Source organism: Bradyrhizobium sp. IC3195, assembly GCF_020193585.1.
GTDB classification, from domain to species: domain Bacteria; phylum Pseudomonadota; class Alphaproteobacteria; order Rhizobiales; family Xanthobacteraceae; genus Bradyrhizobium; species Bradyrhizobium yuanmingense.
In genome coordinates this window covers 39,486-66,005 of sequence record NZ_JADYVG010000022.1, presented here as the reverse complement: position 1 = coordinate 66,005, position 26,520 = coordinate 39,486, and the positions used below count along the sequence as shown (strand labels likewise).

27 protein-coding genes and 1 other RNA gene are annotated in these 26,520 nt (G+C 64.6%); 9 read left to right on the top strand and 19 right to left on the bottom strand.

Features of this window, described 5'->3' with window-relative positions; translation table 11 throughout:
- Positions 1-137 precede the first annotated feature (137 nt).
- Positions 138-776 (bottom strand): TetR/AcrR family transcriptional regulator, encoded by a 639-nt coding sequence (locus I6F09_RS30310; RefSeq protein WP_225189718.1) that lies wholly within the window; start codon positions 774-776, stop codon positions 138-140.
- 105 nt (positions 777-881) lie between these two features.
- Between I6F09_RS30310 and I6F09_RS30305 the strand changes: the two genes are divergently transcribed.
- Positions 882-1,502, top strand: a complete 621-nt coding sequence (locus tag I6F09_RS30305) for a hypothetical protein (RefSeq protein WP_225189717.1) — start codon at positions 882-884, stop codon at positions 1,500-1,502.
- Between the two features lie 226 nt (positions 1,503-1,728).
- On the opposite strand, the gene ilvC is transcribed toward I6F09_RS30305, so the two are convergent.
- The 8 genes from ilvC to miaA all read right to left on the bottom strand — a co-directional run bounded on the left by ilvC (position 1,729) and on the right by miaA (position 9,703).
- Positions 1,729-2,748, bottom strand: coding sequence for a ketol-acid reductoisomerase (gene ilvC, locus I6F09_RS30300; RefSeq protein ID WP_036006621.1), 1,020 nt, complete (start codon positions 2,746-2,748; stop codon positions 1,729-1,731).
- A gap of 133 nt (positions 2,749-2,881) precedes the next feature.
- Positions 2,882-3,484, bottom strand: coding sequence for a LysE family translocator (locus I6F09_RS30295; RefSeq protein ID WP_036006650.1), 603 nt, complete (start codon positions 3,482-3,484; stop codon positions 2,882-2,884).
- An 8-nt stretch (positions 3,485-3,492) separates the two neighbouring features.
- A complete protein-coding gene (locus I6F09_RS30290; RefSeq protein WP_225137977.1) occupies positions 3,493-4,368 on the bottom strand; it encodes an EamA family transporter in 876 nt (291 codons plus the stop codon).
- Between the two features lie 49 nt (positions 4,369-4,417).
- Positions 4,418-5,113 (bottom strand): class I SAM-dependent methyltransferase, encoded by a 696-nt coding sequence (locus I6F09_RS30285; protein ID WP_036006616.1) that lies wholly within the window; start codon positions 5,111-5,113, stop codon positions 4,418-4,420.
- A 3-nt stretch (positions 5,114-5,116) separates the two neighbouring features.
- Positions 5,117-5,659, bottom strand: a complete 543-nt coding sequence (gene ilvN, locus I6F09_RS30280; protein ID WP_018640841.1) for an acetolactate synthase small subunit — start codon at positions 5,657-5,659, stop codon at positions 5,117-5,119.
- A gap of 22 nt (positions 5,660-5,681) precedes the next feature.
- Positions 5,682-6,653 (bottom strand): threonine dehydratase, encoded by a 972-nt coding sequence (locus I6F09_RS30275; protein WP_225189716.1) that lies wholly within the window; start codon positions 6,651-6,653, stop codon positions 5,682-5,684.
- A gap of 4 nt (positions 6,654-6,657) precedes the next feature.
- The gene (locus I6F09_RS30270; RefSeq protein WP_225189715.1) at positions 6,658-8,433 is read right to left on the bottom strand and encodes an acetolactate synthase 3 large subunit; all 1,776 of its coding nucleotides are present in this window, start codon (positions 8,431-8,433) and stop codon (positions 6,658-6,660) included.
- A gap of 328 nt (positions 8,434-8,761) precedes the next feature.
- The gene (gene miaA, locus I6F09_RS30265; RefSeq protein ID WP_225189714.1) at positions 8,762-9,703 is read right to left on the bottom strand and encodes a tRNA (adenosine(37)-N6)-dimethylallyltransferase MiaA; all 942 of its coding nucleotides are present in this window, start codon (positions 9,701-9,703) and stop codon (positions 8,762-8,764) included.
- An 11-nt stretch (positions 9,704-9,714) separates the two neighbouring features.
- Here miaA and serB point away from each other — a divergent pair, with 11 nt between their 5' ends.
- Positions 9,715-10,620, top strand: a complete 906-nt coding sequence (gene serB / locus I6F09_RS30260; protein WP_074448134.1) for a phosphoserine phosphatase SerB — start codon at positions 9,715-9,717, stop codon at positions 10,618-10,620.
- 144 nt (positions 10,621-10,764) lie between these two features.
- Here serB and I6F09_RS30255 read toward each other — a convergent pair whose 3' ends face one another.
- From I6F09_RS30255 to I6F09_RS30210, 10 genes are all read right to left on the bottom strand, one after another.
- Positions 10,765-12,282, bottom strand: a complete 1,518-nt coding sequence (locus I6F09_RS30255) for a Do family serine endopeptidase (protein ID WP_036006591.1) — start codon at positions 12,280-12,282, stop codon at positions 10,765-10,767.
- A gap of 144 nt (positions 12,283-12,426) precedes the next feature.
- A complete protein-coding gene (locus tag I6F09_RS30250) occupies positions 12,427-12,633 on the bottom strand; it encodes a DUF2065 domain-containing protein (RefSeq protein WP_025038031.1) in 207 nt (68 codons plus the stop codon).
- Between the two features lie 72 nt (positions 12,634-12,705).
- Positions 12,706-13,602, bottom strand: coding sequence for a protease modulator HflC (locus I6F09_RS30245; protein WP_109144931.1), 897 nt, complete (start codon positions 13,600-13,602; stop codon positions 12,706-12,708).
- The gene (gene hflK / locus I6F09_RS30240) at positions 13,599-14,735 is read right to left on the bottom strand and encodes an FtsH protease activity modulator HflK (protein WP_036006585.1); all 1,137 of its coding nucleotides are present in this window, start codon (positions 14,733-14,735) and stop codon (positions 13,599-13,601) included. The genes I6F09_RS30245 and hflK overlap by 4 nt, the downstream gene beginning before the upstream one ends.
- A gap of 153 nt (positions 14,736-14,888) precedes the next feature.
- The gene (locus I6F09_RS30235; RefSeq protein ID WP_109144932.1) at positions 14,889-15,398 is read right to left on the bottom strand and encodes a dihydrofolate reductase; all 510 of its coding nucleotides are present in this window, start codon (positions 15,396-15,398) and stop codon (positions 14,889-14,891) included.
- Complete coding sequence (locus tag I6F09_RS30230; protein ID WP_036006580.1) at positions 15,398-15,883, bottom strand: GNAT family N-acetyltransferase; 486 nt, start codon at positions 15,881-15,883, stop codon at positions 15,398-15,400. The genes I6F09_RS30235 and I6F09_RS30230 overlap by 1 nt, the downstream gene beginning before the upstream one ends.
- 6 nt (positions 15,884-15,889) lie before the next feature.
- Complete coding sequence (locus I6F09_RS30225; protein WP_225150306.1) at positions 15,890-16,684, bottom strand: thymidylate synthase; 795 nt, start codon at positions 16,682-16,684, stop codon at positions 15,890-15,892.
- Positions 16,685-16,857: 173 nt separating this feature from the next.
- Positions 16,858-17,838 carry a tripartite tricarboxylate transporter substrate binding protein BugD gene (locus tag I6F09_RS30220; RefSeq protein ID WP_025038037.1) on the bottom strand — a complete coding sequence of 327 codons (981 nt, stop codon included), beginning with the start codon at positions 17,836-17,838 and terminating at the stop codon, positions 16,858-16,860.
- A 138-nt stretch (positions 17,839-17,976) separates the two neighbouring features.
- Positions 17,977-19,491, bottom strand: a complete 1,515-nt coding sequence (locus tag I6F09_RS30215; RefSeq protein WP_036006571.1) for a tripartite tricarboxylate transporter permease — start codon at positions 19,489-19,491, stop codon at positions 17,977-17,979.
- Positions 19,492-19,498: 7 nt separating this feature from the next.
- Complete coding sequence (locus tag I6F09_RS30210; RefSeq protein WP_036024976.1) at positions 19,499-20,260, bottom strand: tripartite tricarboxylate transporter TctB family protein; 762 nt, start codon at positions 20,258-20,260, stop codon at positions 19,499-19,501.
- Between the two features lie 638 nt (positions 20,261-20,898).
- Here I6F09_RS30210 and ssrA point away from each other — a divergent pair.
- From ssrA to I6F09_RS30175, 7 genes are all read left to right on the top strand, one after another.
- Positions 20,899-21,265, top strand: a transfer-messenger RNA (tmRNA) gene (gene ssrA / locus I6F09_RS30205).
- 115 nt (positions 21,266-21,380) lie between these two features.
- Positions 21,381-21,899, top strand: coding sequence for a ClpXP protease specificity-enhancing factor SspB (locus I6F09_RS30200; protein ID WP_036024975.1), 519 nt, complete (start codon positions 21,381-21,383; stop codon positions 21,897-21,899).
- 88 nt (positions 21,900-21,987) lie between these two features.
- Complete coding sequence (gene fumC / locus I6F09_RS30195) at positions 21,988-23,421, top strand: class II fumarate hydratase (protein WP_057026499.1); 1,434 nt, start codon at positions 21,988-21,990, stop codon at positions 23,419-23,421.
- 275 nt (positions 23,422-23,696) lie between these two features.
- Positions 23,697-23,885: a DUF4169 family protein gene (locus I6F09_RS30190; protein ID WP_036006566.1), complete on the top strand. Its 189-nt coding sequence runs from the start codon at positions 23,697-23,699 to the stop codon at positions 23,883-23,885.
- On the top strand, positions 23,882-24,133 hold the full coding sequence (locus I6F09_RS30185; RefSeq protein ID WP_025038043.1) for a ribbon-helix-helix domain-containing protein: 252 nt from the start codon (positions 23,882-23,884) through the stop codon (positions 24,131-24,133). The genes I6F09_RS30190 and I6F09_RS30185 overlap by 4 nt, the downstream gene beginning before the upstream one ends.
- 115 nt (positions 24,134-24,248) lie before the next feature.
- The gene (locus I6F09_RS30180; RefSeq protein WP_036006563.1) at positions 24,249-24,524 is read left to right on the top strand and encodes a FeoA family protein; all 276 of its coding nucleotides are present in this window, start codon (positions 24,249-24,251) and stop codon (positions 24,522-24,524) included.
- A gap of 37 nt (positions 24,525-24,561) precedes the next feature.
- Positions 24,562-26,433 carry a ferrous iron transporter B gene (locus tag I6F09_RS30175; RefSeq protein ID WP_225189713.1) on the top strand — a complete coding sequence of 624 codons (1,872 nt, stop codon included), beginning with the start codon at positions 24,562-24,564 and terminating at the stop codon, positions 26,431-26,433.
- Positions 26,434-26,520: the final 87 nt, after the last annotated feature.

Here is a 26,520-nt window from a genome sequence, read left to right as displayed (position 1 = left end):
CCGGAGCAGCCGGAAGCCTGCACCGTGTCATAAAACTGTAACGGAATGATCAAGGAGAGGCAACGCGCGGCGCGGTCCGACCTTCGCTTAATGTTAGCGGGCTGCGCCGTACGGCATCGACCAGAGCCGCTGGCCCGCTAGGGCTTTGCGATACCTGCGATGAACAGGTCGATCACCCCCTCCGCCATCCGCTCGATCTCGCCCTCCCCGACGCCCCAGCGCGGGAAATGGCCGTCGAGATTCATCCGAGCGAAACCGTAGACGAGGGCGCGCCCGGCGACCTGGATACGCTTGAGGTCGGCCGACCGCAGCAGGCCTTGCTCTGCCGCGTCGACCAGCATCTGCTCCGTTAGCGCGATCAGCTCGGCGTTGTCTCGTGTCAGGTCCGGCGAGCTGCCATGGGCAAAATAGCGCCCGGTCGAGATGATCTCGAAATGCGCGGGATTGCGCATGGCCCAACGCAAATAGGCGAGACCGAAGGCGCGGAAGCGGGCGAGCGGGTCGGCGGCCGGAGCCTCGCGCAGCGCCGCATCGATCTCGGCGCGAAAGCGCCGCTGCGCCTCCTCGGCCGCGGCCGCCATGAGCGCATCGCGGTTGGGAAAGTGTCGGAATGGCGCCCCCGGCGACACCGCGGCCCGGCGCGCGGCCTCCCGCACCGAGACTTCGGCGCCTTCCGCTGCGAGTTGCAGCGCAGCATCGATCAACACGCGGCGGAGGTCGCCGTGATGGTACGCAGGGCGGCGGGCGCGCGGCTTGGACGGCTGACGGACAGGCATGGATCTTTCTAGCCTCACCCGAACGTGAATGTAAGCAATGATTACACCGTTGACGGCGCCTTCAACGCCAAATGTAATCGATGATTACATAGGGAGGAGATCGCCATGTCCGAACGTCGAAGCTGGCTCGAAGGCTGGCGGCTGCTGGCCGTTCTCTGCGTGAGCCTCGTCGCACTCAGCCTATGGATCGCCTCGATGCGGCAGTTCGAGGTCGAGGGCGTTCGCACGGTGATCGGCTTCACGGCGCGAAGCTCGCTCCTGTTGTTCTGCCTCGCCTTCAGCGCCGCGGCGCTGGCGCGGCTGTGGCCCAATGCCTGGACGCGCTGGCAGAAGCGCAACCGTCGCTATCTGGGCCTCAGCTTCGCGGCCTCCCACGCCATCCACGCGGCGGCGATCATGACGTTTGCCGGGATGGATCCGACCGGATTTGCCGAGGCCACCTCGGCAGCCTCCTACGTCTTCGGCGGCATCGGCTACGGCTTCATCATCGCAATGGGCGCGACATCGTTCGACCGCACCGCGGCACTGATCGGCCCGCGCGCCTGGCGGGCCCTGCACCTTGTGGGCGGCTATTACCTCTGGCTCCAGTTCATGGTCTCGTTCGGCAAGCGCGTGCCGACGATGCCGCTCTATGCCGCCTTCCTGCTTCCGCTGCTCATCGTGCTGGCGCTGCGCATGATTGCGGTGGCCCGCGATCCGCGTGGGCAGACCGTCCCGGCGGGCTGATGCGACGCCGTATTTGGCAGGAGCCGAGCCGCTCAACTTCGCTTCAGGCCGCGGAAAGAATGAGAGAGCGATGTCTCGCCGAGACGAAAAGAGCGAGACCGCTGTTTGCGATCTCGCTCGACCATAGCCGCCAAGGTCCAAGATTTGGCTTGGCGAGCGAAGCTTGAATTTCGCTCGTCATTCCGGGGCGCGCGCTGAGCGCGAACCCGGAATGACGGCGCAGACGTCAGTTCTTGCTCTTGTCGACCAGCGCGCCCTTCTTGATCCAGGGCATCATGTCGCGCAGCTTCGCGCCGACTTCCTCGATCGGGTGCTCGGCGAGCTTGGCACGGGTCGCCTTGAACGAGGTCTGGTTGACCTTGTTCTCGAGCATCCAGTCGCGGGCGAACTTACCGCCCTGGATGTCGGCCAGAACCTTGCGCATCTCCTTCTTGGTCTCGTCGGTGATGATGCGCGGGCCGGTGACGTACTCGCCGTACTCGGCGGTGTTGGAGATCGAGTAGTTCATGTTGGCGATGCCGCCTTCATAGATCAGGTCGACGATCAGCTTCACTTCGTGCAGGCACTCGAAATAGGCCATCTCCGGCGCATAGCCGGCTTCGACCAGGGTCTCGTAGCCGCCCTTGATCAGCTCGACCAGGCCGCCGCAGAGCACCACCTGCTCGCCGAACAGGTCGGTCTCGCACTCTTCCTTGAACGTGGTCTCGATGATGCCGGCGCGGCCGCCGCCGATGGCGGAGGCGTAGGACAGGCCGAGGTCGTGGGCGTTGCCCGAGACGTCCTTCGCAATTGCGATCAGGCAGGGCACGCCGCCGCCGCGCTGATATTCCGAGCGCACGGTGTGGCCGGGGCCCTTCGGCGCGATCATCAGCACGTCGAGGTCGGCACGCGGATCGAGCAGGTTGAAGTGAACGTTGAGGCCGTGCGCGAACACCAGGGCAGCGCCCTTCTTCATGTTGTCGTGCAGGTGCTCGCGGTAGATGTCGCCCTGGAGCTCGTCCGGGGTCAGCATCATGACGAGGTCGGCCCATTTGGCAGCTTCCGCAACTTCCAGCACCTTGAAGCCGGCGGCTTCCGCCTTCTTCGCCGAAGCCGAACCCTTGCGCAGCGCAATGGCGACTTCCTTGACGCCGGAATCCTTCAGGTTGAGCGCATGGGCGTGACCCTGGCTGCCGTAGCCGACGATGGCGACCTTCTTGCCCTTGATCAGGTTCAGGTCGGCGTCGCGATCGTAATAAACACGCATAGGTCGTTTCCTCGTTCAGGGCCGAAATCGGCCAATGGTCAGTGTCCGAAGGGTGAAATTTGCGGATTTCGGGGGCTGTCTAGAGCATTTTCAGCCCTGAGGGAAACCCGTTTCTGCATGGAAATCCGCGACATCATGCATCCATGAAAACGGGGTAGAGGGAGGCCAGCAGCAGGATCGCCATCAGGATGTTGAAGGCGCGGACCAGCCGCTCGGAAGTCAGAACCGGCCGCAATGCGGTACCGAATAGCGCCCAGACCACCGTCGAGACCGTGCCGACGACGAGGCTGATCACGGTCTGAATGGCGATGTTGAGCGGGAATTGGGCGATCGCCGCATAGGCAGTGATGGTGCCGATCACGATCACCCAACCCTTGGCATTGATCCACTGGAACATGGCCGCGCCCCAGAAGGTCATGGGGCCGCGGCCATTCTCCTCGCCCGGCTTGGCCGGACCGGCCATGGCGATCACAGCGGCGAGATAGATCAGATAGGCGGCACCGGCATATTTCAGGATGGTCTGGAGGATCGGATAGGCCAGGAACACGGAGCCGAGCCCGAGGCCGACCGCGGCGACCATGAAGGCGAAACCGAGCACGATGCCGACGATGTGCGGGATGGTGCGCCGGAAGCCGTAGGTCAGGCCGGAGGACAGCAGCATGATGTTGTTCGGCCCGGGCGTGAAATACATCACGACCATGAAGACGAGGAAGGCGTAGAGCAGCGAGTAGGTCATCATCACCCTCACGCAGTCTTCGGTAGAACTTGCGGGCGCTTCGCCAGCACCATCACGGCGATCCCAAAGATCACGGTCAGCATGCCGGCGAGGCGCAGCGGCCCGAACCGTTCGCCGAACACGATGCTGGAGGCCGCCGAGCCCACGAACGGCACCAGCAGTGCGAACGGCACCACTTGTGCAGCCGGATAGTCGCGCAAGAGGCGGCCCCATAGCCAATAGGCGATGCTGGTGGAAATGCCGCCGAGCATCAGCATGCAGAGCGCCGATGTGAGCGACATGTGCGTCAGCGACGTCCAGGTCGGCGCCGGACCGTTGGCGATCAGCGCCAGCACGAACAGCGGCACGGCCGAGGCGAGACAGAGCCAGGCGAAGAGATCGAACATCGGCACGCCGCGGGCGCCGCGCAGCAACAGATTGCCGATGGCGAAGCTGAGCGGCGAGACCATCAGAACCGCGAAGGCGCCGACGCTGAAATCATAGCCGACGGTGCCGCAGATCATCAAAAGGCCCGCCGCGGCAACGACGATCCCCAGGGTCTGCACCGGCGTCGGCCGCTCACCGAACGCGAGCGCGGCAAAGCCGATCGTGAACAGCGCCTGGCTCTGCACCACGACGGAGGTCAAACCCACCGGCACGCCGTGGGCGATACCATAGGCCTGAGACAGGAACTGGCCGAGGAACAGCGTGAAGCTGATCGCGATCAGCAGTGACCAGGCGACCTTCGGCTTGGAAATGAACAGGCACGGCACCGCGGCGATGGTGAAGCGTAACGCCGTCATCAACTCCGGCGACAGCTCGTCGAGCGCGATCCGGCTCGCCACGAAGGCAAGCCCCCAGATGATCGCCACCATGACGGCGATGAGGATGTCGGCCGGCTTCATTGTTGTTTCCGGTTCTGCTTTGTCTCGCAGCCCTGTTTGTTGTTTTGGTCTAGCCTTGCTCGCCGGCTTTCGGTTTTCGCAGCAGATACGTGCCGTGCATCGGCGCGTGGTAGTCGGCCGCGACCAGGGTGAAGCCGACGTCGGTCAGCATCCGCTCCATCACCCAGCCGAAGGTGGAATATTCGTCGCGCATGTGGGTCACCACGCCCTCGCGGGAGAAATCGTGGTTCTTGATCTGGAAGTCGGCCCATTGCTCGACGTCACGCTCGATCGCGTCGGGCATCGAAGAGTAAACAATGTCCCGGAGATAAAACGTCGCTCCGGGCTTGAGCGCGCGAAAAATCCGCGACATTGCCACCGCCTTCCAGAAATCCGGCAGATGGTGCAGCGTGAACTCGCTGACGATGAGATCGTAAGACTCGGGCCGGTAGGCGAAGCTGAGCAGGCCGGCGGATTGGGTGCGCACAGGCGCCTTGCGGTCGCGGGCGTAGATCTCGGCGAGCGCCAGCATGGCCGGGGAAATGTCGATGGCGTCGACGTCGGCCCCCATCAACGCCGCTTCGGTGGCGAGCACGCCGTTGCCGCAGCCGATATCGGCGATGCGCCAGCCGCGCTGGACCCCGAGCATCTTCAGCGCGGCGCGCGCGCGCAGATCGGCATCGTCATGGTTGTCGTAGATCGAGGCCACAGCGGGTTCGATCCCCATCCGGTTCCGCTCGTTGTAGTACCAGTCGCGCGCCAACATGGCTCACATCCCTTCAGGCCCGCGACCGATCGCGGCAACACCCGTGCGCGACACCTCGACGAGGCCGAGCGGGCGCATCAGATCGATATATTGATTGATCTTGTCCGTATTGCCTGTGATCTCGAACACAAAGCTCTCGGTGGTGGCGTCGATCACACGGGCGCGGAACGCGTCGGCCAGCCTGAGCGCCTCGACCCGATGCTCGCCCTGCCCGCGCACCTTGACCATCGCCAACTCGCGCTCGATCGAGCGCTTGGTCTGGGTCATGTCGACGACCTGGTACACCGGGATCATGCGGTCGAGCTGGTTCTTGATCTGCGCGATCACCATCGGCGTGCCCGTGGTGACGATGGTGATGCGCGACAGGTGCTTCTGGGCCTCGGTCTCCGAGACCGTGAGGCTCTCGATGTTGTAGCCGCGCCCCGAGAACAGGCCGATGACGCGCGCGAGCACGCCCGGCTCGTTCTGCACGAGCACCGCAAGCGTATGCGTCTCGTTGGGATCGTGACGGTCCTCGATGAAATAGGCGGATGCGGGCTGGTTCATTGTCGTCCCCTCTGTCTCTCCGTCACGCCGTCGCGGGCGCGTCCGTCCCGACCCAACGGCGGAACAGATCGAAATCGATATTGCCGCCGGACAGCACGAGACCGACGCGCTTGCCCTTCAGCTTGCTCTTTTCCTGCAGCGCCGCCGCCAGCGCGGCGGCGCCGGCGCCTTCGGCGAGATTGTGCGTATCGGTCCAATAGGCGCGGATCGCGAGCGCAATCTCATCGTCCGTAACCTGGACGATGCGCGAAGCGCCTTTGCAAACAAGCGCAACAGCTTCCGCGTCCGGAAAGCGTGTCGCCACGCCATCGGCCAGCGTGTCACTGGTCTCGGTCGTTACGACCTTGCCGGCCGCGAACGAAAGCGCATATGACGGCGCCTCGGTCGATTGCACACCGATGATCTCCGTCTTCAGGCCCAGCAAGTCGCGCACCAGGATGCAGGCGCTGATACCGGAGCCCTGCCCGATCGGAACGTAGAGCACGTCGAGATCGGGCACCGCGCGGAACAGTTCCAGTGCGTAGGTCGCCACCCCCAGCACGAGGTCAGGGTGGAACGACGGCACCATATGCAGGCCTTCGAACTGCGCGCGGCGCCCGGCTTCTTCGCGCGCCAGCTGGAAATCGTCGCCGTGCTCGACCAGATCGGCGCCGAACGCGCGCATGGCATGGTTCTTCTCAACCGAATTGCTTTTTGGCACGTAGATCACGGCGGGCACGCCGTGACGCCGCGCCGCGAAAGCAAGACTTTGGCCATGATTGCCGCGGGTGGCCGAGATGATGCCCGGCACGTTCGGCCGCTCTCGCTTCAGCCGATCGAGATAGACCAGGCCGCCACGCACCTTGAAGGCGCCGGTCGGCGTGTGGTTCTCGTGCTTGACCACTACCGCGGTGCCGAGCCGGCGGCTGAGCAACGGCCAAGCATGCGCCGGCGTCGCCGGCACCGCCTGCCCCACGATCGCATGTGCGCGCTCGAGTTCGTTCAGGTCGAACATGGCGTCACACCAACGCCTTGCCCCCGGCGAATGCCTTCGCAGTCGCCTCGTCGTTGGCCTGCTCCGGCAGCAGCATCTCGTTGTGGGCCTTGCCGGAGGGGATCATCGGGAAGCAGTTTTCGAGCGCCGCGACGCGGCAGTCGAACAGCACCGGGCGCTTGACCGAGATCATCTCCTTGATGGCGCCATCGAGATCGGCCGGCTTGTGCACCTGAAGCCCGACGGCGCCGTAGGCCTCCGCGAGCTTGACGAAATCCGGCAGCGCTTCGGAATAGGAATGCGACAACCGGTTGCCGTGCAACAGCTGCTGCCACTGGCGCACCATGCCCATGTACTGGTTGTTCAGGATGAAGATCTTGATCGGCAGCTCGTACTGAACCGCCGTCGACATCTCCTGCATCGTCATCTGCACCGAGGCATCGCCGGCAATGTCGATGACGAGGCTGTCGGGATGGGCAACCTGAACGCCGACCGCGGCCGGCAGGCCGTAGCCCATGGTGCCGAGACCGCCCGAGGTCATCCAGCGATGCGGCTCCTCGAAGCCGTAGAACTGCGCCGCCCACATCTGATGCTGGCCGACCTCGGTCGTGATGTAGGTATCCTTGCCGCGCGTCTGCTCGAACAAGGCCTGGATCGCGTGTTGCGGCAGGATGACGTCGCTGCTCTTCTTGTAATAGAGCGAGTTGCGGGCGCGCCATTGCGCAATCTGCTGCCACCACGACTTGATGTCAGGCTTCTTCGCCTCCGCCTTGAACACCTGGAGGATGTCGCCGAGGACGTTGCCGCAATCGCCGATGATCGGCACGTCGACGCGGATGTTCTTGTTGATCGAGGACGGATCGATGTCGATGTGGATCTTCTTCGAGCCGGGCGAAAACGCATCGACGCGGCCGGTGATGCGGTCGTCGAAGCGCGCGCCGACGCACAGCATGACGTCGCAATCATGCATGGTCATGTTGGCTTCATAGGTGCCGTGCATGCCGAGCATGCCGAGCCAGTTCTTGCCCGACGCCGGATAGGCGCCGAGGCCCATCAGCGTCGAGGTGATCGGGAAGCCGGTGACCTCAACCAGCTCGCGCAAAAGCCTGGTCGCCTCGGAGCCGGAATTGATGACGCCGCCGCCGCTGTAGATCACGGGACGCTTGGCGTTCGCGAGCAGCGAGACCGCCTTGCGGATCTGCGTCGCATCGCCCTTCACGCGCGGCGCGTAGGAGCGGTGCACGTCGGACTTGCGCGGGGGATGGTAAGTGCCGGTGGCGAACTGCACGTCCTTGGGAACGTCGACCAGCACCGGGCCCGGACGGCCCGAGGTGGCGACGTAGAAGGCCTCATGCAGCACCTTGGCGAGATCGTTGACGTCGCGCACCAGCCAATTGTGCTTGGTGCAGGGCCGCGTGATACCGACGGTGTCGCATTCCTGGAACGCGTCGTTGCCGATCAGATGCGTCGGCACCTGGCCGGAGATACAGACCAGCGGAATGGAGTCCATCAGCGCATCCGTCAGCGGCGTCACCATGTTGGTAGCGCCGGGGCCGGAGGTCACCAGCGCAACGCCCGGCTTGCCGGTGGAACGCGCATAGCCCTCGGCGGCATGGCCCGCGCCCTGTTCGTGGCGGACCAGGATGTGCTGGACCTCGCTCTGCTGGAAGATCTCGTCATAGATCGGAAGCACCGCGCCGCCGGGATAGCCGAAAATGTCGGTCACGCCGTGATCGATGAGTGCGCGGACGATCATCGCGGCGCCGGTCATCTGGTTCGGATCGTGGCTCTTGTCGCTCATTGGCTTGCTCCGGATGCGCTGTTGTCAGCGGCTTCATTCGTGTCGGGTTCGGGAAATAAAAAAGGCCCCGAAGAGGGCCCATGCACACCGCCTGTCATGTGGATGGCAGCTAGCCACCCCCGGCGGTGTGCCTGGGTACGACGGCGATAAGGAGTTTGGTAATAATGTTACGCATGGCGGGCGCTCGGCTTCCCAAAGGTTGCGCGAAACATAGCGGCCAAACCTTGGATGTCAAGGCAATGCGGCCGTTCCCGCGCGATTTCGGCAGTGTAGCGGTGTTCCCCGGGTTCGGCGAGAGGTAAATTCGGGAACCCGGCACAAAAGCGCGTCAGTCGGTGCGCCGTTCCGCCGGCACGGCCGCGGCGAGCCATCCGCTCGCTTGCTCCGGCCTCACCCATTCGAAGTCCGGCAGCTGGTGCCGGAACCAGGTGAATTGCCGCTTGGCGTAATGGCGGGTATCGGCGCGGCCAATGCTGGCGGCCTCCTCCAGGCTGAGCTCGCCGCGCAGGTGCCGGATCAAGGATGGCACGCCATGGGCCTTCATGGCCGGCAGCAGCGGATCGAGATGCCTGGCGGCGAGCCGCTCGACCTCCTCGAGCGCGCCGGCGCCCAGCATGGCATCGAAACGGGCATCGATGCGGGCATAGAGCTCGTCACGCTCGGGTGCGAGGAAGACCGCGCGAAATCTGTCCTTGGGCAGCAGCGGTGGCTGTCCCTCCCGCTGCCAATCGAGCAGCGAACGGCCGGTTGCCTCGATCACCTCGAGCGCGCGGGCGATGCGGGTGCGGTCGCGCAGGTTCAATCGCTCGGCCGCGCGCGGATCGCGGACTGCGAGTTCCGCGTGCAGCGCTTCGACGCCGTTCCGTTCCAGCCGCGCGCGCACATCCTCGCGCAGCTCGGCGGGGATCGGCGGCACCGCGGAGAGACCTGTGGTCAGCGCCTTGAAATAGAGCCCGGTGCCGCCAATGATGATCGGCAGCTGTCGCTGCGCCCTCGCCTCGTCGAGCGCCTTCGCCGCATCGCTTACCCAGGCACCGGCCGAGAAATTCACGGCGGCATCGACGTGGCCATAGAGACGATGCGGCGCGAGCGCCTCGTCCGCTGCGGTCGGCCGCGCCGTGATGATGCGGAGGTCACGATAGACCTGCATGGAATCGGCATTGATGACGACGCCGCCGGCGGCACGCGCAAGCTCCAGCGCCAGCGCCGACTTGCCGCTGGCGGTCGGGCCTGCGATAAGCACGGCCTTGCTGGAATACCCCTCGCTCACGAAAACCTCAAATGTCCCTCGTCGCCACGCTGATCTGCAACCCTGACAATCCCGCGCTCGACTCGACCATCGTCGATGGCGCCCGCGCCGTGCTGCCGCAGGCGGCGCCCGCGCACTGGCTGTTCGACGGGGTTGCGGTCGACATCCCCTTCGGCGCGGACAGTAACCTCGAAGGCGACCGCAACGCCATCGAGCAGCGGCTCCGCGAGCTCCGCGGCGATTTGCCCATCGACATCGTCGTGCAGCCTGTCGGCTTCCGGCGCAAGAAGCTTTTTCTCGCCGACATGGATTCCACCATGATCGGCCAGGAATGCATCGACGAGCTCGCCGATTTCGTCGGGGTCAAGGCGCATGTCGCTGCCATCACCGAGCGTGCGATGCGCGGCGAGATCGAGTTCGAGCCGGCGCTGCGCGAGCGCGTCGCGCTGCTCAAGGACCTGCCCGCCAGCGCAGTCGACGAAGTCCTGGCCAAGCGCATCACGCTGACGCCGGGCGGCCGCGAGCTGGTCGCCACCATGCGCGCGAACGGCGCCTATACCTGCCTCGTCTCTGGCGGCTTTACGCTATTCACGAGCGCGGTCGCCGCCAAGATAGGTTTCCAGGAGAACCGCGCCAACGAGCTCGTCGTGCGCGACGGCAAGTTCACCGGGGAAGTGAAGGAGCCGATCCTGGGCCGCGCGGCGAAGCTCGCGACCTTGGTGGACCTGATGGAATCGTTCGATCTCGACGACATCGACTCGGTCGTGGTCGGCGACGGCGCCAACGATCTCGCGATGATCCAGGCCGCGGGTCTGGGCGTGGCCTATCACGCCAAGCCGGCGGTGGCTGCCGCCGCGGCCGCGCGGATCGATCACGGCGATCTCACTGCGCTGCTGTATGCGCAGGGGTATCGGCGGGACGAGTTCGTGGAGGGGTAAAGCCTCCCCTCTCTCTGTCATCGCCTTCGAAGGCGGGCGATCCAGTATTCCAGAGACAGCGAAGCTAGAACCGAGAAGCCGCGGCGTACTGGATGCCCCGCCTTCGCGGGGCATGACAGTTGAATGTGGCGCGAACAGCGCCCACTACTGCACGCTCAGCGCGACGAACCGCAGCTCGCCCTCGCCGTTCGAGACCAGCAGCAGCACTGATTTCTTGCCGTCCTTCTTGAGCTGATCGACCCGCTTCTGGATGTCGGCGCCGCTCGACACCGCCTCCTGCGCCACCTCGACGATGACGTCGCCGGCGGACAGGCGCTTCTCGGCGGCGTCCGAATTGGTGTCGACATTGGTGACGACCACGCCCTTGACGCTGTCCTTGATCTTGTAGCGCGTGCGCAGATCCTTGCTCAGCGTAGCAAGATCGAGGCCCAGCGCTTTCTGCGTCACCGGCTTCTCCGGCGCCGGCTCGTCGGTCTTCACGGCGGCCTGCACCTTGTCGGGATCCTGCAGGCGGCCGAGCGTGACCTTCTTGATCTCTTCCTTGCCCTTGCGGATGATGACGACGTCGACCTCCTTGCCGACCGCGGTGTCGGCGACGACGCGGGACAGGTCCTTCGGGTCCTTGACGTCCTTGCCGTCGAACTTGACGACGACGTCGCCGGGCTCGATGCCGGCGGGCTTGGCCGGGCCCTTGTCGTCGACACCGGCGACCAGCGCGCCCCGCGCGGGCTTGATGTTGAGGCTTTCGGCGATCTCGTCGGTGACGCTCTGGATGCGCACGCCGAGCCAGCCGCGGCGCAGCTCGCCGAACTGGCGGAGCTGGTCGACGACGCCCACCACCGTCTTCGACGGCACGGCAAAGCCGATGCCAATGGAGCCGCCGGACGGCGAGATGATCAGCGTGTTGACGCCGATGACGTCGCCGTCGAGATTGAACAGCGGGCCGCCGGAATTGCCGCGGTTGATGGATGCGTCGGTCTGGATGTAGCTGTCGTACGGCCCGGAGGAGATGTCACGGTTCTTGGCCGAGACGATGCCGGCAGTCACCGTGCCTCCCAGGCTGAAGGGATTGCCGATTGCGACCACCCAGTCGCCGAGGCGCAGCTTGTCGCTGTCGCCGAACTTGACCGCGACCAGCGGCTTCGTCGGCTTGATCCTGAGCACAGCGAGATCGGTCTTCTTGTCGACGCCGACCAGCTCGGCCTTGATCTTGGTGCCGTCGTTGAGGATGACGTGGATCTCGTCGGCGTCCGCAATGACGTGGTTGTTGGTGACGACGACGCCCGCGGTGTCGATGATGAAACCGCTTCCGAGCGAATTGGTCTTGCGCGGCGCGCTGTTCTCGCCGCCCTTGCTGCCGCCGCCGGGCCCTCGGCGGTTCTTGAAGAAATCGTCGAAGAACTCTTCGAAGGGTGAACCGGGCGGCAGCTGCGGCATCGAGTTGCTGCCCCCGCCCTTGGCTTCGACGTTCTGCGAGGTCGAGATGTTGACGACCGCGTCGATCACCTTCTCGGCGACGTCGGCGATGCCATCCGGTCCACGCGCATGGGCCGGCGCGCCGAACGCGCTGCAAGCACCGATGGCGAGCGCAACCAGCCCAAGTCGAACACCAAATCGCGCGCGGCGGCGCGAGCAGGACGGGGCATTGGTGGCAGCGGTCATTGTGATCTCCAGGCGAAAGGGATTCGGCGCCAGACTGCGCTCGAACGGGGGCGCGGCGCAAGCGCGGAGCTTAACGGGCCTCAAGAGCCCGATAATACGGCGAAAACCAGTCTGGCGCCTTCACTTTGGCGTTGGGCCGAAGGCCTAAATCGGGCGCCGCATAACCCAGATCAGGACCAGGCCGGCCACAGCCGAGCCGATCCCGACCGCCCGCAGGATGTTGTCCGGCGTGGCGATGGCGCTTTTCATGGCTTTGCGCATCCAGTTTGGACTGGCCGCGAACATCAAGCCTTCGAGGACGAACAGGATGCCTAGGCCGATGAGGAAGTCGGCGAACGCAATGGACCTCATCGGATTGGAACCTCCCGCTATGCTGTTCTTGTCTGGACGAAGGGCGGCGAAATCCGCCGCCCTTTGTCTGGCTTACGGCTTCGCCTGCGTCTCGGTTGGCGTCCTGCCGGACGGGCTACCGAAGTACCGGAAGAAATCCGACTCCGGCCGGAGCAGGAAGCGGGTATCGTTCGAACGCAGCCCGTTCTCATAGGCCGTCATCGACCGGTAGAACGCGAAGAAGTCGGCGTCCTTGCCGTAGGCTTCTGCAAACAGGCGGTTGCGTTCGGCATCGCCCGCACCACGGGTCTGCTCAGCCTGCGAATTGGCCTCAGCGATGATGACGGTCGCCTCGCGGTCGGCCCTGGACCTGATCTCCTGGGCCTTCTGCCCACCCTGTGCCCGGAACTCGGCGGCCTCGCGCTCACGCTCGGTCTTCATGCGCAGGTAGACCGCCTGGCTGTTCTGCTCCGGCAGGTCGGCGCGGCGGATCCGGACGTCGACGACCTGAATGCCGTAGCCATCGGCCTCGCGGTCGAGCTGGTCGCGAATGCGCAGCATCAGCTTCTCGCGGTCGTCGCGCACCACGTTGATGAAGGTCACCTCGCCGAGCACGCGGCGCAGCGCCGCGTTTAGGAGCGTGGTGAGCTGGATGTTGGCGGCCTGGATCGAGCCGACGCTCTGATAGAAGCGCAGTGCGTCCTTGATGCGGTAGCGCGCGAAGGCGTCGACCACGAGCCGCTTCTGGTCGGAGGCGATCGCCTCCTGCGACGGGTTCTCCAAATCGAGAATCCGCTTGTCGATGTTGATCACCGAGTTCCAGGGCGCCTTGAAGTGCAGGCCGGGCGCGGTGACGACGTCGACCGGCCTGCCGAACTGGAGCACGATCGTCTGCTCGGTCTGCTGCACGGTAAACAACGACATATAGCCGACGATCACGACGAACAGGAGGGAGAGCAGCGTGACAAAACCTGTGACCGGAGACTTCATCGGGTGCCTCCGCTGGACTGCGGACCGGTCGTAGGTGGCCGCTTTGGCGCCAGTTCGGGAAGCGGCAGATAGGGCACGACGCCCTGGCCCGAGGGGCCACCGTCATAGACGAGCTTGTCGGCCCCGCCGAGCACGCGCTCCATCGTCTCCAGGTAGATCCGTTCACGCGTCACGTCGGGCGCCTTCTTGTATTCCTCGTAAACTTTCAGGAAGCGTGCACTCTGGCCCTTGGCCTCGGCGACAGCCTGTTCCCTGTAACCTTCGGCATCCTGCTGGATCTTGGCCGCGCGTCCACGCGCCTGGGGGACAACCTGGTTGGCATAGGTCTGCGCTTCGTTCTGCAGCTGCTCCTGATTGGCGCGGGCCGCCTGGACGTCGCGGAAGGCGTCGATCACCTGCGCGGGCGGATCGACCTTCTGCATCTGCACCTGGGTGATCTGAATGCCGGCACCATAGCTGTCCAAAGTCCTCTGGATCAGCTCGTGCACGTTCTGCTCTGTGACGTTGCGCGCTCCGGTCAGGATCGGCTGGATCTGAGACCGGCCGATCACCTCGCGCATCGCACTCTCGGCGACCGCCTTCACGGTACCCTCGGGGTTCTGGATGTTGAAGAGGAAATCACCGACACCGTCCGGCTTGATGCGCCAGAGCACGGTGAAATCAACGTCGACGATGTTCTCGTCGCCGGTCAGCATCAGGCTCTCTTCCGGCACGTCCCGAATGGAGCGGCCGCGCCGCGCCGGATCCTCGATCACCGTCATGCCGATCGAGGTGGTGTTGACGCGCAGCGCCTTCGGCAGCAGCACGGTCTCGATCGGATAAGGCAGATGATAGTTCAGACCCGGCTGCACGGTGCGGACGTGCTTGCCGAAACGCATCACCACGCCGAGCTCTTCGGACTGCACGCGGAAGAAGCCCGACAGCAGCCAGAATGCGACGATCAGCAGGATGATCAGCGTGATGCCGATGCCGGAGAAATAACCGCCCGGCATGATCTGCTGGAGGCGGTCCTGGCCGCGCCGCAGAAGGTCTTCCAGATCCGGCGGCCTCGGCCCGACCGGTTGCGGGCCTGAGCCCCACGGTCCCTTTGGACCCGAGCCCCACGGGCCACCGCCCTGATTCTTCCACGGCATTCGACGTTCTCCTCGGCAGGGTGGAATTGCCACCGCCCGCTTTGTCCGGTCCGGCTTTATAGGGGACAGGCAAGTCCCTTACAACGCAGCCCTGACCGTCTTCCGAGCTATGCTCGGGCACGAAAAAGTCAATGTAAACATTGGCAAAAGCGGTTAATGGCCGCGCCGCCGACGATATGTCACATAGGACAGGTCGGCGCTGTCGTCGGGGCCGGCCGGATGGCGGATGCGTTCGACCTCGTCCCATTCCGCCTTGTCGATTTCAAAATGCGTGTCCCCTTCTGGGCGCGCGTGCACTTCGGTGATCTCGAGACGATCGGCACGACCGAGCCATTGCCGGTAGATCTCGGCGCCGCCGATCACCGCGATCTCAGTGACCGAACGCCGCAGAGCGTCGCCGCGCGCGACTGCCTCCGCATCCGCTGGCGATGTCGTGACGATGGCCCCATTGGCGCGATAGGCCGGATCGCGCGTGACCACGATGTTGGTGCGGCCCGGCAGCGGCCGGCGCAGGGTCTCGAAGGTCTTGCGGCCCATGATCACCGGCTTGCCGATCGTCAGCGCTTTGAAGCGCGCCATATCGGACTTCAATCGCCACGGCATCGCATTGCCCGCGCCGATGACGCCATTCTCCGCGATGGCGACGACGAAGACGATCTCCATCAGGCAGAGCTCCCGGCAAGCTGGGTCAGCGCAGGCCCGGTGACCCGGCACAGCGTCCAGTCGTCCATCATGACCGCGCCGATCGACTTGTAGAACGCGATCGAGGGTGCGTTCCAGTCGAGGACCGCCCATTGCAGGCGCGACCAGCCGCTGTCGACGCATTCCCTGGCGAGATAGGCCAGCAGCGCCTTGCCGAGGCCCTTGCCCCGATGCGACGGCCGCACATAGAGATCTTCGAGATAGATGCCGTGACGGCCGCTGAAGGTGGAGAAATTGAGAAACCACACCGCGAAGCCGACCGGCTCACGGTTCCACTCCGCGATCGCGCAATAGAGCTGCGGCCTCTCGCCGAACAGCGCGTCGGCGATGTCAGCCTCGGTCGCTTCGACCTCGTGCGACAGCTTTTCGTACTCGGCGAGCTCGCGGATGAAGGAGAGAACGAGCCCGGCTTCCTCGGGCCGTGCACGGCGGATGGTGAGCGACATAGGGCGCTAGACCGCCACTTCCGCCTTGATGTGCGGATGCGGATCGTAGCCGACGAGCTCGAAGTCTTCGTAGCGGAAAGAGAAGATGTCCTTTACCTCAGGATTGATCCGCATCACCGGCAGCGCGCGCGGCGCGCGGCTGAGCTGCAGCCTCGCCTGCACCAGATGGTTGGAATAGAGATGAGTGTCGCCGAGCGAGTGCACGAAGTCGCCGGGCTTCAGGCCTGTGACCTGCGCGACCATCATGGTGAGCAGCGCGTAAGAGGCGATGTTGAAGGGCACGCCGAGAAACACGTCGGCCGACCGCTGATAGAGCTGGCAGGACAGCTTGCCGTTCGCGACATAGAACTGGAACAGCAGGTGGCAGGGCGGCAGCGCCATCTTCTCGACGTCGGCCGGATTCCAGGCGGTGACGATCAGGCGGCGGGAATCAGGCGTGCGCTTGATCATGTCGATGACATTGGCGATCTGGTCGATGCTGCGCCCGTCGGCCGTGGGCCAGGAGCGCCATTGATGGCCGTAGACCGGGCCGAGATCGCCATTGGCGTCCGCCCACTCGTCCCAAATGGTGACGCCGTTGTCGCGCAGATATTTGATGTTGGTGTCGCCCTTCAGGAACCAGAGCAGTTCATGCACGATCGCCTTCAGCGGCAGCCGCTTGGTCGTCAGCATCGGGAAGCCGGCCGACAAATTGAAGCGCATCTGGTGGCCGAACACCGAGAGCGTGCCGGTGCCGGTCCGGTCGGTCTTCTCGGCGCCGTCGGAAAGAATCCGCTCGAGCAGGTCCTGATACTGGTGCATGTTGCGACTGAGCCTTTGGGGAGGCGGCGAACTTAACGACACCCCCCGCGCTACGACAGCGGCGATTCGCTGTCGCCGTCGATTATACCCGGAAAAGTGAGTGTTCCCGGCACAAACAGCAAGGGGCGGAACTCAGCGTTCCGCCCCTCGCCTAGCGCCTTGATCGCCTTCGCTTAATTCGCCGGCTTGAGCACCGGGCTCCACTTCGCGATCTCGCTCTTGACGAGGGTCGCCAGCGCCTCTGGGGTTCGGTCCTTCGGCGCGGGGATGACGCTGCCGAGCTCGAGCAGGCGCTTCTTCACCGTCTCGTCGTCGAGCGCCTTGACGGCGGCGGCGTTCACGCTTGCCACGATCGCGGGCGAGGTTCCCTTGGGCGCGAACATCGCGTTCCAGGCCTGAGCCTGGAATGCCGGCAGGCCGGCTTCCGCCGTGGTCGGCACGTTCGGCAGCGACGGGTTTCGTTCGGCCGTGGCGATCGCATAGGCCTTGATGGTGCCGGCATTGATCTGCGGGACGGCGTTGACGATCTGGTCGCACATGTAGTCGACCTGACCCGCCACCAGCGCGTTCATCGCAGGTCCCGTGCCGTTGAACGGCACGCCGACGGGCTTGATGTCGAGGATGGAGTGGAGGAGTTCGCACGAGACGTGCGAAACCGAACCGACGCCTGCATGCGCGGCATTCACCTTCTCGGCATTCGCCTTCACATAGGTGACGAACTCCTTGAGATCCTTCGGCGGAAAGTCCTTGCGCGCCAGGATCAGGATCGGCGTGCCGGCCAGCAATGCGATCGGCTCGAAGTCCTTCTCGGGGTGATAGGCCAGCTTCGGATAGAGCGGCACGGAGGCGGCATGCGTGCCCATATGCCCGGTGATTAGCGTATAGCCATCGTTGGCCGCACGCGCGGCACGCGTCGTGGCGGTGGTGCCGCCGGCACCGACCACGTTCTCGATGATGATGCTCTGCCCCAGCGTTTGCGCCATGTGCCCGGTGACGATGCGTGAGATCACGTCAGTCGGCCCGCCGGCTGCGAACGGGACGATCACGGTAATGTTGCGCGTCGGATAGGTCTGCGCCTCAGCCGTTGCGATGAAGGCGCCCAGCGATGCTATCGCTGCTGCACATGCGCCTGTAAGCGCGCGAATGAACGTCATGGCGATCCTCCCTTTGGACACAATAAAATGCCGGCCCAAAGGCCGGCATTTCCATTTCACAAAGCCGTAACACAAGTCGATTCGACTTCCGAATGCGGCGCGCCGACGCAGGACCGAGCCGACTCGGCGCGCACGACCTCAGTTCTCGGACTCAGTGAACACCTCGTCGCGCTTGGCGCGCAATACAGGTAGCACCGTAAGGACGAGCAGGCTTGCCGCGACCGCAAGCAGCACCGCCGACAACGGGCGCGTCAGGAACACGCTCCAGTCGCCACGCGAGATCAGCAGCGCCCGGCGCAGGTTCTCCTCCATCAGCGGTCCTAGCACCATGCCGAGCAGCAACGGCGCCGGCTCGAAATCGTGCTTGATCAGCCAATAGCCGACGAGACCGAAGACGCCCGCGAGGATGACGTCGACCGGCGCGTTGTTCACCGAATAGATGCCGATCGCGCAGAAGATCACGATCGAGGGGAACATCAGCCGATAGGGCACGCGCAACAGCCGCACCCAGATTCCGACCAGCGGCAGGTTGATGATGATCAGCATCAGATTGCCGATCCACATCGAAGCGATCATGCCCCAGACCAGATCCGGCTGCTTCTGCATCACCTGCGGACCGGGCACGATGCCGTGGATGGTCATCGCGCCCACCATCAGCGCCATCACAGCGTTCGGCGGGATGCCGAGGGTGAGCAGCGGAATGAACGAGGTCTGTGCCGCGGCATTGTTGGCACTCTCCGGCCCCGCCACGCCCTCGATCGCGCCGCGGCCGAACCGGGACGGGGTCTTTGAGAGCTTCTTCTCGAGCGTGTAGGCCGCGAAGGACGCGATCACCGCGCCGCCGCCGGGCAGGATGCCGAGGATCGAGCCGAGCACGGTGCCGCGCAGGATCGGCGGCGTCGCATCGCCGAGGTCCTTCCTAGTGGGCATCAGTCCGGTGATCTTCTGCTGGACCAGATCGCGGTTCATCTCGGCGCCGTGGTCGAGGTTGCGGATGATCTCGGCAAAGCCGAACACGCCCATCGCCACGGTCGCAAAGCCGAGACCGTCGGCGAGCTCGGGAATGTTGAAGGCCATGCGCGAGGCGCCGGTCTCGATGTCTGAACCGACCATTGAGAGCAGCAGTCCAAACACGATCATCGCAATCGCCTTCAGCACCGAGCCCTTGGCCAGCACCACCGCGAAGATCAGGCCGAGCACCATCAGCGAGAAATATTCGGCCGGGCCAAACGCCAGCGCGAGTTTCGTCAGCGGCGCGCCGAGCAGTGCGATCAGGATGGTCGCAACGCAGCCGGCGAAGAACGAGCCGATCGCGGCGATCGCGAGCGCCGGACCGGCGCGGCCCTGCTTGGCCATCTGGTGACCGTCGATGGCGGTCACGACCGATGTCGCCTCACCGGGTATGTTGACCAGGATCGACGTGGTCGAGCCGCCATATTGCGCGCCGTAATAGATGCCGGCGAGCATGATCAGCGCGCCGACCGGCGGCAGCCCGAAAGTGATCGGCAGCAGCATCGCGACGGTGGCGATGGTGCCGATGCCAGGGAGAACGCCGACCAGCGTTCCGACCAGGGCGCCGATCAGGCACATCAACAGGTTGATCGGGGTGAACGCGACGGCGAAGCCGTGAGCAAGATTGGCAAAGATATCCATCACGCCCTCACTGGATCAGGAAACGCGGATACATCGGCATCGGCAGCCCGAGCACATAGGGAAACAGGATTGCGCAGCCGACCGTCAGGCAGGCGCCGACGATCACCGCTTCCAGCCAGCGCGTCTCGTGCGAGCCCGTCGCCGCGATCATGAAGCTCGAGAAGGCCGTGACAACGAGACCGAGGGACCGGATCGACAGGGCGAAGAACAGGATCGCCGCCACCACGAACAGCGGCCCGCGCCAGGAATAATGCGCAAGCGCCGGTCCCGCCGTGATCAGGCCGGTCAAGGCGATGCCGGCAGACAGGGCAACCAGCAGCCCGCCGAACATACGTGGCGCAGTGCCCGCACCGAAGGAGAAGCCACGCATGCCCTGCAAATCGCTCGATGCCCACAGCGCAAACAGGGCAACGGCCATCAGCACGACGCCGCCGACATAATCTTGCGCCGAGCGGATGGTCATAAACAGCGTGAGGATCGCCACCGCAAACAGCGGATAGGAATAGATCAGCGCCAGCAGCACCTCGGACGACATCTTCTTGGCGCCGCCGCCGAATGATCCGAAGAGGGCGCTCGGCGCGCCGGCCAGCAGCGCCGTCGCATGACCGGTGACGACCGCCGCCGGACCGCGGCCGGTCCCCCAGCCGAAAATCGTCCCGATCGACCAGATCAATTCGAAAATCTGCGGCGCAATCGCCAGCAGACAAAAGCCGAGCGCCACCCGGGTGTTTCGGGTGGCCGTCGCTGAGTGGCCCATCGTGTCGGCCATGCCTGTCTCCTCCGCGACCTGTAAGTCACGAGCACTGTTGTTCTAAATCGGCTGGAACTGGATACCCGCCCGGATCACTGCCTAGCGATTTTCATCAGACAATGCCAGCAAAACCCAACACGCCGCGGCAAGCAAAAGCCAGAGGGGATTGATGCGCGAGATGGACGCGACCACTGCAACCATCGCGGTCAGACGCAGTGCAGCAATTGCTGGATCGGCCCGATTAACGTCACGATAAGCGTTCGGACCTGGCAAGTCCTGCGAGGTCGGACCGGTGTCCTGGTCGGCCTCTGGTGCTTCGCCTCAACCGCGGTGCAGTGGGTCTCGCGCACTGCCGGCGCAGCGGCGACGGCGAAGAGCGAGATCGGGCCGAAGTGGAGATCAGCGCCTAGTCGGCTTGCGGCTCGTCACGCTGCTACTTTCCGCCGCAGGAAATTGAACGTCGCTGAGACTGGCATTGTCCGTTCGCTGGAGCAGCAGCGTCATCATGCGCATGGCCGCAACGATCGGGACTGCCGGGCAGGAGATGCGCAAGGATTCGGCACATCGGGCTGGCGACCTCTGGCAAAGGCCAGAGCCGCGATAGGCCCGGCACTCCGAAGCCTATCCAAAGGGAACCGCGGGATCGCGCCTCCAACCCTCTGTTTTTCGAAAGCTTTGCCCCCTATATTGGGGGTGCCGGTTCGCCGGCTATGGAAATAAACGGTCGTCGCAATAAACCATTCGGACCCGGGGGCGGTACCCGGCGCCTCCACCAAAGCCCACCATCGGGCGTGCCCGAAGCTGGGCTTTGGCGGGGGCGAAATAGGATCGACGAGGGCGTAAAGGGCGTACTTTTTCCCGGTATTGTTCCGCCGTTATCGGGCTACTGCAATAGTTGCCAACGACAACTTTGCTCCGGTTGCTCAGGCTGCGTAACGCAGTTTGAAAGACCACTCTAAAGTCCTAGCGGGTTAAGCTCCGCTAGGCGGGGTTCGGAGGCACCTGGCAACAGAAGCCTCCACTTTACTCTTTGATTCTTCCCCGGCGGGGACTCCTGCTCGCCCGTCAGGCGCGGTACTATTGCGGCTTGGCGAGTCGGATCGGCAGGGTCCGGCTGCTTGGATGCAACAGGACCACCATGGCGACCGATCATATCCGATACGATGTGCTGGCCCGCGATGCGCTGCGCGGCGTGCTGCGGAAGGTGCTGACCGATGCCGCGGCGCATGGCCTGCCGGGCGAGCATCATTTCTTCATCACCTTCGTGTCCAAGGCCGAAGGCGTGAAGCTGTCGCCGCGGCTGCTCGCACAATATCCGGAGGAGATGACGATCATCCTCCAGCACCAGTTCTGGGACCTGACCGTGCTCGAGGATCGTTTCGAGGTCGGCCTGTCCTTTGGCGGCATTCCGGAGCGGCTGGTGGTGCCGTTCAGTGCCATCAAGAGCTTCCTCGATCCGTCCGTGAAGTTCGGCCTCCAGTTCGACACCTCCGACGTCGCCGAGGTCGCGCCGGACAATCTGCCGGCAGCACCCGCGCCATCGGCCGTATCGGTCCCGGCACCTGCCGCGGAGAAGCCGGAAGCTGCCGACGAGTCGCCGCCGCCGAGCCACGGCGGCGCCGAGGTCGTGCGGCTCGATCGTTTCCGCAAGAAATGATCTAGGTTGGGCGCAGAGCCATCGCGCCCGGCCAACTGTCTATATAGAAGAGCACATGAAGAGGCCGTGCGGCGTTTCGCGCGGCAGAATGGATGTGCTCATGGCCAAAGCGTCCCGCTCGAAGACTGCCCGCCCCGCAACCCGCACCGAGACCGACAGCTTCGGTCCCATCGAGGTCGCCGCCGACCGCTATTGGGGGGCGCAGACCGAGCGCTCGCGCCAGAATTTCCGCATCGGCACCGACCGCATGCCGATCTCACTCGTGCATGCACTCGGCATGGTCAAGCTCGCCGCCGCGCAGTCCAATCTCGAGCTCGGCCTGCTCGATCGGCGCCGTGCCAACGCCATCATCCGCGCTGCGCGCGAGGTGATCGAAGGCAGACTTGACGACCATTTTCCGCTTGTCGTGTGGCAGACCGGCTCGGGCACCCAGAGCAACATGAACCTCAACGAGGTGATTGCCAACCGCGCCAACGAGCTGCTCGGCGGCGAGCTCGGCGCCAAGAAGCCGGTGCATCCCAACGATCACGTCAACATGAGCCAGTCGTCGAACGACTCCTTCCCGACCGCAATGCACATCGCGGCGGCAAGCCGCATCAATGCCGATCTCGTCCCTGCCCTCGGCGAGTTGCTGCGCGCTCTGCGCAAGAAGGAGAGGGAGTTTTCGAAGATCGTGAAGATCGGCCGCACCCATACCCAGGATGCGACGCCGCTGACGCTCGGTCAGGAATTCTCCGGCTATGCCGCGCAGGTCGAAAGCGGCATCGCCCGGCTCAAGATCGCGGTGAAGGACCTCTATCCGCTGGCGCAGGGCGGCACAGCCGTCGGCACCGGCCTCAACTCGAAGCCGCGCTTTGCCAAGCTGTTCGCAAAGCACGTTGCCGGGATTACGAAGCTCCCCTTCACCAGCGCCGCCAACAAATTCGAGGCGCTGGCCTCGAACGATGCCTATGTGCTGGCGCACGGCGCCATCAATTCGGTCGCGACCGGCCTGTTCAAGATCGCCAATGACATCCGCCTGCTCGGCTCCGGCCCGCGCTCGGGCCTCGGCGAATTGATCCTGCCGGAGAACGAGCCCGGCTCCTCGATCATGCCGGGCAAGGTCAACCCGACCCAGTGCGAGGCGATGACCATGGTGTGCTGCCAGGTGTTCGGCAATCACACCGCGATCACGGTCGCCGGCAGCCAGGGTCATTTCGAGCTCAACGTCTACAAGCCGGTGCTGGCCTACAACATGCTGCATTCGATCCGCCTGATGGCGGATGCCGCGCGCTCCTTCACCGAACATTGCGTCAGCGGCATCCGCGCCGACGAGAAGCGCATCAAGGAGCTGATGCAGCGCTCGCTGATGCTGGTGACGGCGCTGGCTCCGAAGATCGGCTACGACAACGCCGCCAAGGTGGCCAAGACGGCGCACGCCAACGGCACCACGCTGAAGGAGGAGGCGCTGCGGCTCGGCTTCGTATCGGCCGACGAGTTCGACCGCCTGGTGCGCGCCGAGAAGATGATCAGCCCGGGATGATTCCGAATTCCGATAGCCATCCGTAATGATACGGACGCTCGGCGCCCAAAAATATGCGGTTTTGGGGGCGGGATTTGATTACCGTCAATGTTGCGGCGGGGCGGCGTGTTACGCAGCTCCACTGCCCTCGACGGGGCGAAATTCATCGTTTGATGGCCCAAGGGCCGATTGACGAGGACGAGCGAATGGCGATCAAGTCTTCTGCGGCGCAATGTGGCGCCCTGTTTCTGAATGTTTCATCCTGCCTGAAGAGGAGCGGATGATGGAGACGCGGCATGGGGAACGTCATCAACCTGAATCGTTTCAGGAAGCGCGTCGAGCGGGAAGCCTCGGCGAAGCAGGCGGACGCCAACCGGGCGAAGTTCGGGCGCACGAAGGCGGAACGGTCGTCCGAGGCGAAGCGGGCGGACCAGGCCAAGGAGAATCTGGACCAGCACCGGATCGATCGCGAGGAGCAGCCATGAAGTCGCCGGTCGTGAAACGATCGATCGTCGTCGCCGGCCACAAGACCAGCGTCAGCCTGGAAGAGGCGTTCTGGAACGGCATGAAAGAGATCTCGGGCCTGCGCAACATGACGTTGTCCGAGCTGGTCGGCGAGATCGACAACAACCGCCAGCAGGGCAATCTGTCGTCGGCGATCCGTCTGTTCGTCCTGGACTACTTCAAGAGCCGCGCCATGGCCGCCCAGCCGGACAAGGTCCCGGCCCAGTAGCCGTCGGGGGCGCCCGCGACGGCGCCCCGGCCTCTGCACTTTAAAATCGCTCTAAGGTGCAGCTTCGGCGCGCGGGCACGCTTGACCTCAATGCCCGGCGTTGAAAATACAGGGCATGACCGACACCACTGATACGCGTTCGCACATGCCGCTGGGTCTGGCCCAGCGCGGCTATACCGGCGTCATCCAACACCTTGCCGCCAAAGAGGCTGGCTCGGCGCTTTCGGACGTCGAGCTCGAGAGCCGCCTGATCGAACTCGGCTTCGTCGAGGGCGCCCGGGTCGAGATCCTGCATGAGGGGTTGGTCGGGCGCGATCCGATCGCGGTGCGGGTCGATAGCACCACGATCGCGGTCCGCCGTCGCGAAGCCATGGCCATCATCGTCGCCTGACGCGCGACCGCAATCTGCCCCGCAGGCCCTTGATCCCATGGAAGCACCGCTGCTGCATCTCGCCCTGGTCGGCACGCCCAACAGCGGCAAGACCTCGCTGTTCAACGCGCTGACCGGCAGCCGGCAGAAGGTCGCGAACTATCCCGGCGTCACGGTCGAGCGCAAGGAAGGCTTCTTCGTCACCCCGCTCGGCCGCCAGGTCTCCGTGGTCGACCTGCCCGGCACCTATTCGCTGCGCGGCCGCAGCCCGGACGAAGAGATCACCCGCGACTTCGTGCTCGGCAAGGCCTCCGGCGAGACCCTGCCCGATCTCGTGCTGTGCGTCGCCGATTCCACCAATCTGCGCCTGACCATCCGCCTGCTGCTGGAGCTGAAGCGCACCGGGCGGCCGATGATCCTCGTGCTCAACATGTTCGACATTGCAAGCCGCCGCGGCATCACTGTCGACGTCGCGCGGCTCGCCAAGGAGCTCGGCGTGCCCGTGGTCACCTCGATCGCGGTGCGCAAGGGCGGCACGGCCGACCTGCTCAAGCTGACCGACGAGATTTCCGCAGCGCTCGCCGCCGAACCGGTTGAGAACAGCTGGCGCGCGCTCGGCGTCTCCGAGCTGCGCGCCACCCAACGCGAGGCCGACCGCATCATCGCCGACTGCGTCAGCCTGCCTGCTCGTCCCGACACCTGGACCGCACGGATCGACGCGATCGTGCTGCATCCGGTCGGCGGGCTGATCGTGCTGGCGCTGATCCTGTTCGTGATGTTCCAGGCGGTGTTCGCCTGGGCGCAGCCGGCGATGGAGCTGCTAAAGTCCGGCTTCGACTCGCTTGGCGAGCTGGTGCAGGCCACACTGCCCGACGGCTTGCTGCAAAGCTTCCTGCAGAACGGCGTGATCTCCGGCGTCGGCAGCGTCATCGTGTTCCTGCCGCAGATCATCCTCATCTTCCTGTTCATCCTGCTCCTGGAAGATTTCGGCTACATGGCGCGCGCGGCGTTCCTGATGGACCGCATCATGGGCGGCGCCGGCCTGCACGGCCGCGCCTTCATTCCGCTGCTGTCGAGCTTTGCCTGCGCCATTCCCGGCATCATGGCGACGCGGGTCATCGACAACAAGCGCGACCGGCTGACCACGATCCTGATCGCGCCGCTGATGACCTGCTCGGCGCGCATTCCGGTCTATACGCTGATCATCTCCGCCTTCATCCCGGCCAGAGACGTCTGGGGCTTCATCAACCTGCAGGGCCTCGTGATGTTCGGCCTCTATGCCGCCGGCATCATCAGCGCGCTGTTGGTCTCGTTCGTGATCAAGTTCTTCATGCTGCGCGACTTTGTGCCGGCGCCGTTCATGTTGGAGCTGCCGGACTACAAGATGCCGCGGCTGAAATCCATCGTGATCGGCATCTACACCCGCGCCAAGATGTTCTTGCAGCGCGCCGGCACCACGATCTTCTCGATGATGGTGCTGATCTGGTTCCTGGCCTCCTTCCCGCAGCCGCCCGCGGGCGCGACCGGGCCGGCCATCGAGTTCAGCCTGGCGGCGATGATCGGCAAGGCGCTCGAGCCCCTGCTCGCCCCCGTCGGCTTCAACTGGCAGATCGCGGTGGCGTTGATCCCGGGCATGGCGGCGCGCGAGGTCGCGGTCGCGGCGCTCGGCACCGTCTATGCGATCGAGGGCGGCAACGAAGCGGTCGAGCAGATCGGCCAGGTGCTGGCGACAAAATGGTCGCTCGCCACCGCGCTGTCGATGCTGGCCTGGTACATCTTCGCCCCGCAATGCGCCTCCACGCTCGCCGTGATCCGGCGCGAGACCGGCAGCTGGGCCTGGATGGGGATCACCTTCGCCTACATGCTGGTGCTGGCCTATGCGGCGAGCCTCGTGACGTACAACGTCGCCGTCGCGCTGGGGGCGGGGTAGCCCTTCCAAAACGAAACTGCGAAAACAACCCCATGCACAGTAGACCGGGGGTCGTGAAATCAATGAGTTACGCGCAAGGCAACGATC